8 protein-coding genes and 1 other RNA gene are annotated in these 14,744 nt (G+C 34.1%); 7 read left to right on the top strand and 2 right to left on the bottom strand.

Annotation, left to right across the window (positions count from 1 at the left end):
* Positions 1-61: 61 nt before the first annotated feature.
* From E0W69_RS01045 to E0W69_RS01030, 4 genes are all read left to right on the top strand, one after another.
* The gene (locus tag E0W69_RS01045) at positions 62-1,111 is read left to right on the top strand and encodes a Smr/MutS family protein (RefSeq protein ID WP_131328180.1); all 1,050 of its coding nucleotides are present in this window, start codon (positions 62-64) and stop codon (positions 1,109-1,111) included.
* Positions 1,112-1,137: 26 nt separating this feature from the next.
* An RNA gene (rnpB, locus tag E0W69_RS01040) (RNase P RNA component class A) lies at positions 1,138-1,505 on the top strand.
* An 81-nt stretch (positions 1,506-1,586) separates the two neighbouring features.
* On the top strand, positions 1,587-2,723 hold the full coding sequence (locus E0W69_RS01035; RefSeq protein WP_131328179.1) for a TlpA family protein disulfide reductase: 1,137 nt from the start codon (positions 1,587-1,589) through the stop codon (positions 2,721-2,723).
* A 216-nt stretch (positions 2,724-2,939) separates the two neighbouring features.
* Positions 2,940-3,689, top strand: a complete 750-nt coding sequence (locus tag E0W69_RS01030; RefSeq protein ID WP_131328178.1) for a glucose 1-dehydrogenase — start codon at positions 2,940-2,942, stop codon at positions 3,687-3,689.
* A gap of 70 nt (positions 3,690-3,759) precedes the next feature.
* On the opposite strand, the gene E0W69_RS01025 is transcribed toward E0W69_RS01030, so the two are convergent.
* Together E0W69_RS01025 and E0W69_RS01020 are read right to left on the bottom strand one after the other, a co-directional pair.
* Positions 3,760-5,037 (bottom strand): glycoside hydrolase family 76 protein, encoded by a 1,278-nt coding sequence (locus tag E0W69_RS01025; protein ID WP_225321354.1) that lies wholly within the window; start codon positions 5,035-5,037, stop codon positions 3,760-3,762.
* Positions 5,038-5,148: 111 nt separating this feature from the next.
* On the bottom strand, positions 5,149-8,412 hold the full coding sequence (locus tag E0W69_RS01020) for a S41 family peptidase (RefSeq protein ID WP_131328177.1): 3,264 nt from the start codon (positions 8,410-8,412) through the stop codon (positions 5,149-5,151).
* A 172-nt stretch (positions 8,413-8,584) separates the two neighbouring features.
* Here E0W69_RS01020 and E0W69_RS20735 point away from each other — a divergent pair, with 172 nt between their 5' ends.
* From E0W69_RS20735 to E0W69_RS01005, 3 genes are all read left to right on the top strand, one after another.
* Entirely contained in the window at positions 8,585-11,248 is a 2,664-nt protein-coding gene (locus E0W69_RS20735) for a PKD domain-containing protein (protein WP_131328176.1), read from the top strand.
* Between the two features lie 66 nt (positions 11,249-11,314).
* Complete coding sequence (locus tag E0W69_RS01010; protein WP_131328175.1) at positions 11,315-12,088, top strand: porin family protein; 774 nt, start codon at positions 11,315-11,317, stop codon at positions 12,086-12,088.
* 20 nt (positions 12,089-12,108) lie between these two features.
* A complete protein-coding gene (locus E0W69_RS01005; protein WP_131328174.1) occupies positions 12,109-14,742 on the top strand; it encodes a PKD domain-containing protein in 2,634 nt (877 codons plus the stop codon).
* Positions 14,743-14,744: the final 2 nt, after the last annotated feature.

Here is a 14,744-nt window from a genome sequence, read left to right as displayed (position 1 = left end):
AACCCGGAATAACTTTTCCGGGTTTTCTTGTCTTTACGGACATAGTGTAAATTTGCAGAGTATGAAGTATCAGATTGGAGATGAAATTTTAGTTTTACATAGTAATGAAGAAGGAAAAGTCATTGAAATAATCAATGATGAAATGGTATTGATCGAAGTACGTGGCGTAAAATTCCCCGCGTATTTGGATCAGATTGACTTTCCTTATTTCAAGCGTTTTACGCAAAAAAAACTTTTTCCAGAGGCGAAAAAGAAGGAATTTATTGATGAAATTCCAAGAGAAAAGAAGCCCGTTACCAATATCAAAAATAACGACGGCGTATGGTTTTCGATGGTTCCAAAATTCTATTTGGATGATTTCAATGATGAAGTAGTCGAGTCGTTTAAATTGTATTTGGTCAATCATAGTGATAAGGATTTGCATTTTATATACAAACAGATTTTTGAAAACGACAAGGATTTTGAATTAATCAATGATGTAAAAGCAGGCAAGGATTTCTATTTGCATGATATGGAATTTGAGGATTTGAACGACAAGCCTAATTTTCAATTTACGTTTTCTTTAAATCGTCCTGAGAAAAAACTGAAAGAAGCTTTTGACGTTCAACTGAAATTGAAAAGCAAACAAGTTTTCAATAAAGTAGAAGAGTTAAAAGAAAAAAACGAACCTGTCATTGCTTATCAATTATTTGAAATCTATCCAGAAAAAGATCCGGAAGATTATGATAGTGAAAAGAAAGGTGGCGGTTTGGATTTTTCTAGTTTGAAATCCAAAGGTTTTAATATAAAATATAGTGCGGAAACGATACGCGAGCATCTCCCCTCTCCGCGCTCTGTGGTGGATCTACATATTGAAAAATTGACCAATAGTTGGAAAGGTTTGACCAATTTTGAAATATTATCCATGCAATTGACTGAATTTGAAAAATGGTTTGATCTCGCTTATCAAAATCATTTACCCAGCTTCATCATCATTCATGGAGTCGGAAAAGGAAAATTGAAAGATGAGATTCATGATTTACTCAAAGGAAAAAGAGAAGTCAAAAACTTTATCAATCAATATGATCCTAGATTTGGATACGGTGCGACAGAAATATTTTTTCAATACTAAGTAAAGTTACTCGTAACTTTGCCGAACTATAAACCCGAACTATCGCTGCGTTTTAAGTAACGGGGAGGAAAGTCTGGACAGCATAGAGCAACCCGCCGGTGAACAGCCGGGATCTGGCAACAGGTACAGAAAGGGCCACAGAAAATAACCGCCACAGCAATGTGGTAAGGGTGAAAATGTGAGGTAAGAGCTCACGCTGGTACATAGTAATATGGATCAGGGGTAAACCTCGGGAGCTGCAATGCCATGTATATGATCGGTCGAAGGCGGCTCGTCTGAATATTTCCTTCGGGAAATTACGATCAAGGGTAGGCAGTTAGAGCCATACAGTAATGTCTGGCCTAGATAAATGATAGTGTTGGAACAGAATCCGGCTTATGAGGTTTATAGTTTAGTCCATCTGACAACAGATGGACTATTTTTATGTGCATTATTTATTAACTTAGAATCGAATTAATGTCAACATATTACAGTTATGAGAAAACAATGGGTTATAGTTCTTATTTTGCTTCTAACATCAAGGCTAACATTGGCGCAAAATTCGGAAATGCCATTCACGGTAATAGGTAGTTTCTCTGATAAAAATTTTAATTCGTCGATTGATTATATTATAAAATCAAGTCAAACATTATTGAATTCTACAACCAAAGTTCTAAAAGGTAGATTTAAAATAAAAGGCACTATTACAGAGCCTCAGCTAATAACGATCAAAATTTCTATGAATTCCAAGTTTAAAATCTATCAATTTTATATTGAACCTAATAAAAAAATTTACTTTCAAGGGATATCTGAAACCTCAGATTTTACAATTAAAAATTCGGACATTGAAGATGATAAAAGAAAATTAGAATATCAAAAGAATGAGATAAACCAAAAAATCAAAGAAATCGAACATTTAGATAACACGAATAATCAAACGAACTTAAATATCAGATTAGCTTTAATTGATTCCTTGAGAAAAATCGATTCCTTATTTATATTAAAAAATTGCTCTTCTTATTATGCTTCCATACTTTTAAATAAATACCTCAAAGTCCCCAAATTACTCTTTAACTTTTCATCATTCGAAGATATATATAACGCCTATCCTAACTATTTAAAACAAACCTCTATGGGCTTATTTTTGAAAGACTATATCCGCCTACACAGTCTTTTAAATCATGAAGCCCCTACATTTATAGGGAAAAATGCTAATAATGAGTTAATCAACTCAAGTGATTTTTTTAATGGGAATATTACACTTTTATGTTTTTCTGCGACATGGTGTATACCATGTGAAGAAACTGAAAAAGAATTAAAAGTCTTATTTGAACGCTATAATACAAACAATCATTTTAGATTAGTGAGCTTATATTGTGATAGTGATTCCTTACAATGGAATAATCATGTAAAGCAATTACCATGGACTACATTGCTAGACAAAGATGGCTTAGCCAACCCAAAGTCGAATAGCATATTTACAAAATATAAGATACAAACGCTGCCAACTTTAATGATCATAAATCCACAGGGGATCATAACGTACATATTCAAAGATCATAAATTTGAAAGCCTTATAAAAAATATTGAATTTGAGTTAAATAATAATAAAATATCAACCATCTCAAATTAAACGTTTTTTTTAGAACAAGCATAAGTGAGGAACCAAAAATGATTGTGTCTATAATATCACAAGTACTGCTTAGCTAATACTTGCATAAGAATTAAGGAAATTGATTCTTCATTAAATCTTTAATATAAAAGGAAGTCTTTACAACTATTCGGGAAGTATATATACAAATTAGCAGTAATACATGACGGAACTTCGTACTAACAAAATCATGAAAAAATGAAAAAGTTAGAAAACAAAACAGCAGTCATTACAGGCGGAACAAGCGGAATTGGATTGAGTATAGCGAAATTATTTGTGAAAGAAGGAGCCAATGTAGTTGTTACAGGACGAAAACAAGAAGCATTAAACAAAGCCATCAAAGAACTAGGAAATACAGCAATTGCTATCAAGGCAGACGTTTCAAAATTAAACGAAATCGAATATTTGTATAAAACAGTAGGTGAAAAATTTGGAAAAATAGATGTATTAGTTGCAAATGCAGGCGTGTATCCCTTAAGTCCATTATCTGAATTTACAGAAGCATTATTTGATCACGCGAGTGATATTAATTTCAAAGGAACATTTTTTACTGTTCAAAAGTCATTGCAATATTTGAATGATGGAGCTTCTATCATTTTATTATCCTCTACCGTTAATGATAAAGGAATTCCCGGACATTCAGCTTATTCAGCAACAAAAGCAGCAGTTCGATCGCTAGTAAGAAGTTTTTCTGCAGAATTAGTAGATAGAAAAATAAGAGTAAATGTGTTATCTCCTGGACTTATAGAAACTCCAATATTCAACTCAATATCTTCCTCAGCAGAAGAAGCAAAAGCAATGGCAGAAAATATGGGGAATTTTACACCTGTAAAACGATTAGGTCAACCAAGTGAAATTGCCACAGGTGCATTATATCTTGCCTCTGATGATTCATCTTTTATGTTAGGTGCAGAATTATTATTAGATGGAGGTTTTAAAAGTTTATAGTATACAAAACAAAGGGTCTTTGCAATAATGCAATGACAGTTTGTTTTGTATAAAGAAATATAGTCTTCGATTATTTAAATAATAACATCAAAGCTGGAATACCCGATGCATCATAACAAGAAATATTAGCACTTTCCTTTTGCAAATAATCTTTGGACATCAAATTATTATCATTCTTAGTCTTCCAACCAGCCTCAATCGTGCGACTTACCCAAGGTAGATATTGTTTTTGCCCACAGTCAAAAACCAACATATGCAAATATTGTCCCATGATTGCTGTGTAAATGCCTTCTTCCTCACCTTTGCGAAAGGGAAAAATTCCATGAGGTGCAGACATAATTTCCATTGCGTAATTCGCCGCTTTAATCGCATTATTTAAATAATCTGAGTCATTCGTTATTTTGTATAAAATACACGAGGCTCCGATAAAGGTTCCTTGATTATACATTGTAGTTGTCCAGTCCACATCTTTACCATGACGACTATCAGCGATTTTTCCCGTATTACGATCAAATAGATTTTCCACGCCCCATTTATATATTTCCATACCTTCTTTTAGATAATTTGCCCGACTATGCCATCTAGGATAATTCATATTTTTATCAAACCCACTAGTATCATTTTTTTGATGTTTGATATCCGTAGTTTGTATAATATTGTAAAGCGTTAATGCAGCGATTACCGTTGGAAAATTAATACAAGACATTTTTCCATTATCACTATTATCCGAAGGATGAATATTATTCCAATTCCAAAACATCCCTCCATTTAGGTTGTCATATGATCCACGATCTTTCAATAGATAGGAACCATGCCACACCCGACAAAAACTTTGATCAGCAAGTTGTAAATATTTCGGATCATGAAAAAGGGTATACGCCCGTGAAAAAGAAATTGTCCACCACATAATATCATCATAAATAAACCATCCATTTTGAGGATCTTGATTATTCCAATCAAAATGAACGTAATGATCATACACACCTTGATATATTTGATCTACTAGTAACTTATATTTTTTTGCACGCTTATTATCTCCATTTTTTATTGCTTTTTTATAGGCATTCATGGCCATATCCCAATAAATAGCTTGTGTCCAAACTGCACCTAATTTGTCCTTTGTATTCGCACTATCAGGTATATGGTTATGTAGTTTATAAATATGCGTTTTATTATCAAAGAAATTCAAATTAAATGCGTCATAGGCAGACCAGACACTCTTGTTACTTAATGTATCAGAATACATTTGAATATCGTCAAATCCAATAATACTAGAATCCAAAATGCGGAAAGCTTTCGCATTCAAGTTTAACAACAAAAAACAAATAATCGTCAGAAAAAATTTCATATGAAAGATTAAACTAAAAGAAATACGATTTTAACACTAAAACAAATATAATTCTTTTAAAAAGAAAAAGCCGTTACATTGAGGTAACGGCTTTTCAATAACTATAATTTTCTATTTGCCAGCTTCTAAAAGCATTTCTTTTACAGCAGCTTTGATTTGTTCATCATCGCCTTTTAAGAAATCTTCATATTTCAATGGAACTTGAATATCTGGTTCTAATTCCAAATTTTCAGTTGGACGCTTTTCTACACCTATAGATGCCACCATCGGAATACCGAAAATTAAAGTAGGGTCGATTTGCGTTTCCCACCAAACTGCCGTACCCGTACCAGCAACAGGCATACCAATTAATTTCCCAAAATTTTGTTCTTTATATGAATATGGGAACATAAATGCATCGCTATAGTTTCCTTCACTCATCACAACGCAACTCGGTTTTTGCCAACGTGTCATTGGCTCTCCACCTTTGAGTAAATGACCTTGCGGTGCATATTTTAGATAATTTTTTCCACTTAAAAATGTATTCAAATCATCATGCAACCAACCGCCACCGTTGAAACGTGTATCTACGATCAATGCTTCTTTTTCTCTTTCTTTACCCATGACACGATCGAAAGTTTCACGGAAACTTCCATCGTTCATACCTTGTACATGAACATAACCAATCTTACCACCACTCAAACTATCCACCAATTTATCCATGCGAATCGTCCAACGCTTGTACATCAAACCATATTCTTCACCTAAGCTAATTGGACGAATAGATTCATCGCCTTTTCCTGCAATAGAAACTAAAGTAATTTGATCCGCTTTTCTATTTAGCAGAGATGCCCAATCAGCAGAATCAGTAATAGACGCGCCATCAATCTTAGTAATAATATCTCCTGCTTGTAATTTAGTAGAAGCTTTGTCAAATGGACCACCAACTATAATCTCCGTTACTTTCAAGCCATTTCCTTTGTACGTTTCATCATATAAAAGTCCAAGTGCCGCAGTAGCATCACCATCTTTGGATACCGGACGAAAACGACCACCCGTATGAGAGCCATTCAACTCACCCAAAAATTCACTCAACAATTCTTGAAAATCATAGTTATTGTTGATATGCGGTAAAAATCTTGCATAGTTGGCATGATATCCATCCCAATCAATACCATGAATCGTAGGATCATAGAATTTCTTTTTCACTTGTCTCCAAGCATGATCAAAGATATAAACACGCTCACCCTCGGCATCCAAAGACATTTCTCCATTTATAGAAATAGGTGATAATTTTCCAGTATTCGCATCGACTTTTACCAAAGAACCACGATTGCTTACAAACAAACTTTTTCCATCTTTTGAAATTTCAATGCCACTTGGATTCCCTCCCAATTTCGCAAGAATTTTAGTTTCATGTGTTCTTGGTTCAGTTACCCAAAGATCATATCCATTTTCAAATGAAGCCAAATAGTATAGTTTACTTGCATCATCATTTAAAGCATAGTCACTAATAGAGCTACTATTAATCGTCAATTTTACGATACGTTCATCAATACTTTTTAAGTTAATTGGCGATTCTTCTTTTTTCCATAAATCCTTAAATTGCGTAGGTTCTTTATGGAATGTAGATTTTTTGCCAGCGACATCTATAGTTGGTTCTTCTTTTTTAGAAGAATCTGTTTTTTTATTTCCTTTTTCTGTTTCTAATAATAAATCATAGTCGTCTTTACTTAAGGTATAGCGATCATAGTCCTTTTGGTCAAAAAATGCAGCGTAAATATCAACCTCTGCGCCTCCTTGCATTGCGAGTGATTTACGTCCCAATTTTGCACTCGCGTAGGTAAACATTTTTCCATTCAAGCCCCATTTATCATCACCTTCACCAAAGCCACTACTAATCGGATATTGAATTTCTTTGGAACCATCCGCTTTGATCAATGCAGCATTACTTGCCATAAAATAACCACGTTGATCATCCACCATCAACCATTTGCTATCTGGACGCCAGGAAAAATCCCAATCTCCATCGCTATAACTATGGTTGTGTCCTTCAGGTAAAAGCGTTTTGGAGGTTTTGGTATTCAAATTAAATACTTTCAAAATATTACGCTCTTCAACATAGGCAACGGTCTTGCCATCTGGGGAATATTTCGGTTGAAATTCATCCTTTTCGGTAGCGATCAAAGGCTCTTCTTTAATTATAGTTGCTGCAAAGAAATAGGGTTCATTTGCTTTCGCTTTTGTCGCTTGATAGATATCCCAACTTTTTCCTCTTTCTGTTGCATAGACTAAAGTTTTTCCATCTGGACTCCATTGCACCATACGCTCTTGTTGCGGTGTATTCGTAATACGTTTGGTAAATTTGCCTTCTACGCTACTTACAAATACTTCTCCTCTTTTGACATAAGCTATTTCTTTTCCATTTGGACTCAAGACAAATTCACTCACGCCACCCATAATTGGAAAATTTTGCACCGTATTGTTGCGCGTCTCATTCATTATCTGAATATTGACTTTTTGCGGAGCGCCACCTTCTTTCATTGTATATATTTCTCCATTTTGAGAAAATGCCAAAGTATTATCATTGGATCGGCTTAAATGGCGAACAGGATTATCTTTAAAATCTGTCAATTGCTGCATCTGCCCACCGCTTAATGCTTGTTTGTACAAATTTTGATTACCATTTTTTTCACTCAAATAATACACTGCGTCATTTGCCTGATTAAATAACGGTTCGCGATCTTCCCCTTTGAATGCACTGATTTTTTGGTACGTTTTTGCAGGAATATCATATATCCAAATATCTTTGGTAACTGCGGAAGTATGATGTTTACGCCAATTATCTTCGTAGCCTTTTACATCTTGAAATACAATTTTGTCGCCAGCATTATTATAATGTGCATTATCCGCACCTGCTGCAGTCACCAACATCGGACGACCACCATTTATAGTAGTTGTATATAGATTTTTGAAAATAGCGTAGCTAAATCTGATACTTTTAGCAGGAGCATTGCGTGAAGATGCGAAAAGTACATTTTTATCATCTACGGTAAAATCATAAGGATAGTCGGCTGCACTATTGGTCGTAACACGCACAGGTGCGCCACCCATTGCAGACATTACAAACACATCAAAATTGCCATATCGATCACTTGCAAATGCAATAGACTTCCCATCATGGCTCCATACAGGCATCATATCTTGAGCATCACTAATAGTCAAGGGAACGGCTGTACCACCAGCAGTAGGTACACGATACAAATCCCCCTTATATCCGAATACAATTGTAGAACCATCTGGAGAGATCGCAGGATAGCGCATCCACAGAGGTGTCACTTGTGCAAAACTATGTACTGAGGCAAATGTAGCCATTGCCAATAGCCAACGTTTCATCTTCATATTTCTTAATTAAATTTTAGAGATTTTCAAATTTAAAACTCCGTTGCATATTTTCCTAAATATTTATATGAACGGTAAATAGATTCATCGTTGAAAAATATTCATTCATCCATTCATTAACTTTAATAAGAATAACAAAACATAGATTGGATCCAAAATTGAAAACTTGATTCTGGCTAAATATATTCGAAAAATATTTTTAAGTTTTATTGCTACTATTTTCATCTTCTTTGTCAGTGTAAACACCAGTTTTGCACATCATATTAAAGGAGGTTGGATTGGTTATACGTATATAGGTGTGGGTACGACATCTGGCACTTCCAAATATACAATTACCGTTTATTTATATGTGAGTTGTACCACCACAGGACCTACAGACAAGGTTATATTGGGGATTTTTAATGCTAGTACCAATGCCACTGTAAAAACAATTACGATAAATAATACAACCAATTATAGTCTTACCAAAGGTACATTTAGTGCTTGCCTTAGCAATCCCCCATCCATTTGCTATAAAATATATACTTATACCACTACAGTCGAATTAAGTAATATATCTGCAGGGTACGTTTTAGTAACGCAAGATGCACTACGGCAAGATAATTTGGTTAATGTTTCTAATTCTGGATCATCAGGAATTACGATTTATGGAATGATTCCAGGAGGAACGACAACTAATCCTTATTACGAAAATAATAGTCCAAATTTTGTGTTTCAAGATACAGCGATCGTTTGCAGTGGATCAACTATTTCAATTCCATTTGAAGCGACTGATACTGATGGAGATCAATTGGTGTATAGTTTTGGAAATGGTTTGAATGTTAGTAATCCGAGTTCTAATACTTCGTCTGCGACGCCAGCGAGTCCACCTTATCCATCTATGACTTACAACTCAGGTTATAGCGGAGCACAACCTATGGGATCCGGTGTTACTATTGATGCGAATACTGGTTTAATTTCTGGAACAGCTCCCACAACTGTTGGTGAATATGTCGTGGCAGTTTGGGTAAAAGAATATCGTAATGGCGTATTGATTGATTCTACCAAAAAGGAATTGCAAATCCAGGTATCCAATTGTACATTAGCAGGAGCCACATTATCGTTATCCTATATCAATTGTGACAATTATAGCTTTACTTTTAAAAATGAAAATTCTGCAAGTAATATTTCTTCCTACTTGTGGAATTTTGGTGTTACTAATGATGCAACTGATACATCTACAGAAGCCTCACCAACATACACCTACGCGGATACAGGCACTTACACTTTGAAATTAAAAGTTAGCACGACGGCAGGTTGTACAGATTCTACCACATCAAGTGTGAAAGTATATCCTGGATTCTTTCCTAATTTTACCTATAAAGGTAGTTGTTATCAATCTGCATTTCAATTTACTGATGCAAGTACGGCTAGTTATGGAGCTATCAATTCCTGGTTATGGAATTTTGGAGATACAAATACTACAGTAGATTCCTCCACAGAACAAAATCCAAGTTATACCTATTCCTCCCCGGATACGGTTACGGCTTCATTATATGTCACAAGCACCAAAGGATGCTCTGGCACGATTACCAAGGATGTTTATATATATGGCAAACCTGACCTTTATTTACCCTTCACAGATACATTAATTTGTAGTATTGATAGTTTGCAATTACAAGCAAAAAGTGAAGAGGCTACTTCATTTGCATGGACACCAACAACAAATATTATATACGATACAACCGCATCTCCAATTGCATATCCAAAAGATACGACCATTTATACTGTGGTCGTTTCAGACAAGGGTTGTGTTGACAGTGCGACAGTGCAAGTTAATGTAATTGACGCTGTAAGTTTATCCCTAATAGACACAACCGCCTGTATAGGAGACACTGTCACTTTGCATCCAAATTCCAATGCATTACAATACACATGGACTTCAACTACTGGAGAAGACTCTTTGAATAATTATTTGATCAAAAATCCATATCTGACTCCATCCATCGAAACCAACTTATATCATTTAACAGCCAATGTAGGGAAATGCTATGCAGAAGGAAATATAAATGTATTAGCATCTGCCTATCCGAAGATTAGTTTATCCTCAGACGACACTACAATTTGCTATGGAAGTTCCGTACAATTAAATGCGAATACAGATGGAACAAATTACCGTTGGCTAACAGGTACTAATCTATCCTTAAGTACTACAGTCAACCCATTAACGACAACGAGCTACATTTTTTTAGCACAAACCCCTAATGCATATTGTACAAAATACGTATATGACACGACGATAGTGCATGTCACACCGAAAATTTATGTCAATGCTGGAAATGATACAAGTGTTGTTATAAATCAGGCATTACAATTAAATGCAATTGCTAGCGATAGTAGTGCCAATATATTTACTTGGACTCCTACAACCTATCTAGACAATGGTGACACTAGCTCACCTATAGCAACATTTCCATTAGGTATTAATTATCAATATTATACCGTAAAAGCAGAAACCAAAGAAGGCTGTTATGGAGAAGATAATATAAAAATAACAATTTTTCAAACAGGAACCGATATACTTGTTCCTAGTGGATTTACCCCAAATGGAGACGGAAAAAATGATATCAGCAGACCCATTTTAGTTGGAATTAAAAAATTTAATTATTTCAAGATATATAACAGGTGGGGCCAATTAGTATTTTACACGACACAAATAGGGACAGGGTGGAATGGATTAATGAACGGTCAGCAACAGCCTTCAGGCAGCACTTTTATATATGAGGCAAGTGGAGAAGATTATAATGGGCATGATATCAATAAAAAAGGAACCATCGTTTTGATTAGATAATTGTTTGTATTCTAATCGTTTCATTTATAATTGCAATTGTATATATTTGAAAAAACAACAATACAAATGAAGCTGTTTAGATACTTACTGTTTATTGTAATTATAGGATCAATTCGTCAAGCAAATGCTCAATTAATTACTATATATGCGGAAAAATTTCATTGGGGTTTAAAAGGCGGTTTTAATTTTTCTAGGTTTTCCAATAATGTCTTTCCATTTGATAATCAAAATAAATCGGATCAATATTATGCAGGCTTTAGTCAATATGCAAGAATGACATTCGTTCCTGGTGTAACAGCAGAATACCAATGGACCAATCATTTCGGAATTGGCGTGGAGTTAAATTATAATGGTAGAGGTTCTGTATATAGAAGTTATATCGATGGCTCAGATTATATTGATGATTATGGAACAAGGCATAAGGGATATAATTATTTTAAATACAGAATCAATAATTTGGAGTTGCCTTTATTATTGCAATGGAAACCTACCAATTTTAATCCTGGCAAATTAGGTATTGTATTATACGGAGGAGCTGCACCTTATTGGAATGTTAGAGCCAAATATGCAGAAACAACAGATAAGACAAGTGATGTTTATTCTGCATTTAGTTCTCTACCAAATAATAATCTATCTGATGTTAGGAAATTTAATATCAGCACAGTGGGAGGTATAAAATTATTAACTTCTGAACAAGAGCATAATAATTTTTATATTGATTTTAGATTTCAATATGATATGAAGCCCACCTTTAAAGTTGATTATATAGGAGACTATAACGTCCATAATATGGGTACTTACAATTGGTCCGCAGGAGTTTATTTTGGTGTTTCATTTTAATAAGTACACCAATTTTGGTTATGAACAAAAAGGTGATAAATTATTTTTTAATTGGGATTACTCTAATTATTAATATTTTGACTATTCAAGATTCTAAAGCATCACATGTTAAGGGTGGATGGATTGGATATGAATTTAAAGGTCCAGGAACACGGCTGAATACATCCAAATATTCAGTTACTACATATTTGTATATTGATTGCCATAATGAAAATGGTTTTAGAGATTTTGTTGTTTTAGGAATATTTGATGGGCAAACCAAACAACAGGTTTTCATTGATTCAGTATATATTACAGATTTAAAACCACTTAAAAAAAACAGCTTTAGTGTATGTATAAATAATCCTCCAGAGGTTTGTTACAATGTATATTCCTATACCACAACAGTCGAACTTGAAAATAATTATGGAGGTTACAATATTAATGTACAGTTAAGAGCAAGAGTAGCCAATATTGTTAATATAATAAACTCAGAAAATACAGGAATATCTCTTTTTGCACAAATCCCAAAGGATAGCTATTATAATAATTCTAGTCCAAAATTTAAATTTTTAGATACCGTCGCAATTTGTCATAATTCGGTAGTTGACATTCCATTTTCGGCGACAGATGATGACGGGGATTCATTATCTTATGATTTTGGACCTGGTTTAGATGCCACAACTTACAATGATGGTTATGCAATACAAATGCCAATTGCACCGCCTTATAGACAACTGGACTATGCTCAAGATTATAGTGGATTTAAGCCAATGGGAAATAGTATTGTAGTTGATCCTCAAACTGGCCATATTTCTGGATTAGCTCCTGATAAAATAGGAGAATATGTCATAGCTGTGTATGTCAAAGAATGGAGAAACGGAGTTTTAATTGACTCGACAAAAAAAGAATTACAAATTGATGTAACTAATTGCCAATTGGCAACAGCGAATCTGAATCCTACATATATCAATTGTACTGACTATTCATTTACATTTAAAAATAACTTTACAACTAATGACAATCTAATTTATCAATGGAGTTTTGGAGACGCACCAGATAATACAATCCAATCAACAGATGCAAATCCTAAACATGACTATCTAGACACAGGAGTATACATTTTAAAATTAAAATTAGGCAAAGCATTGGAATGCTTAGACTCCACAACTGCCATAGTTAAAGTTTATCCAGGATTTTTCCCTTATTTCAAAACTGAAAATTTCTGTGTAACAAACCCAACAAATTTTATAGATTCCTCTTATTTAAAAATTGGAAAAATTACAAGTTGGTTGTGGAATTTTGGAGATGGCATTACATCAACACAACGAAATACGACACATCAATATAGCCAAGCTGGTCTATATAACACTCAATTAACTATTGAAAGTGATAAAGGATGTATTGATTCTATAAGTAATTCTGTGAATATTATTGATAAAATCCAACTAAGATTACCCTTTACAGATACCTTAATTTGCAATAAAGATTCGATCACATTATCAGCGGCACAAATAGACAATGTTGTCTACAATTGGACTAATGAAACTTTACAATTAAATAATTTTGCAAATACAGAATCTATTAGAGTTTTGCCCAAAAAAAACACAACATATCAAATTATTGGAGCAGATAGTAATTGTAAGGATACCGCATACGTACATGTCAATGTTCTATCGGACGTAACGATCGATGCTCCAGATATTGAAATGTGTGAAGGTGATTCCGTCCAAATTTTTACAACCTCCCCAGCGCTTGTTTACAATTGGACAAAAGTAGCGGGTAGTGATAGTTTAAATGATTACAAAATACCAAATCCATCTACGAAAATTACGGGAAATAATATCTATGCATTAACGGCAGCATATGGCACCTGTACCAATACGAAAGAAATACATGTTTATGCTTCTCCATATCCAATCGTCAATGCTGGTATAGACACTTCAATTTGTCAAGACCAATCTTACCAGTTAACAGGAAATACAGATGCCACAAACTATCAATGGAAAAATGGTCCTAATCAATATAATTATACGGTAAAGCCATCTGTTACAACATCTTATATTTTCCTTGGCAGCAATCCAAATAACTATTGCAAAAAGACCGTGGCAGACACAATTAGGATAAAAGTAATTAGAAAGATACAGGTAAATATCGGAAAAGATACCTCTTTAGTATTCGGACAACCTATCACATTCACTCCAAATGTAATAGATTCGACAGTTCCTATACATTATTACTGGACGCCAAATAAGTATTTAAATATAGATACGATTAAGAACCCTACTGCGATTATCCCAAAGGGAATAGAAAGTATAGTTTATAGTCTCACAGCTATCTCAGCGGGAAATTGCCTAGCAACGGATCAAATTGTTTTAAAAGTATTTCAAAGCAACCCAGATATTTTTGTTCCTTCAGCATTTAGTCCCAATCATGACGGAAAAAATGATATATTGCGTCCAATACCTCTTGGTTTAAAAAAACTAGATATATTTGAAGTATTCAACCGATGGGGTGAGAGAATTTATTTTACCAACGTTATTGGAGAAGGATGGGATGGAACATTAAATAACAAAGTGCAGCCTTCAGGAAGTACTTTTATTTACCATATTAGAGCTACTGACTATAATAATAAAATCATTGATAAAAAAGGAACCACTGTAATCATTCAATAAAA

Origin of the sequence: Rhizosphaericola mali (genome assembly GCF_004337365.2) — a bacterium.
GTDB classification, from domain to species: Bacteria; Bacteroidota; Bacteroidia; order Chitinophagales; family Chitinophagaceae; genus Rhizosphaericola; species Rhizosphaericola mali.
The sequence above is the reverse complement of the archived record's forward strand: the minus strand, read 5'-3'. Positions and strand labels throughout refer to the sequence as shown.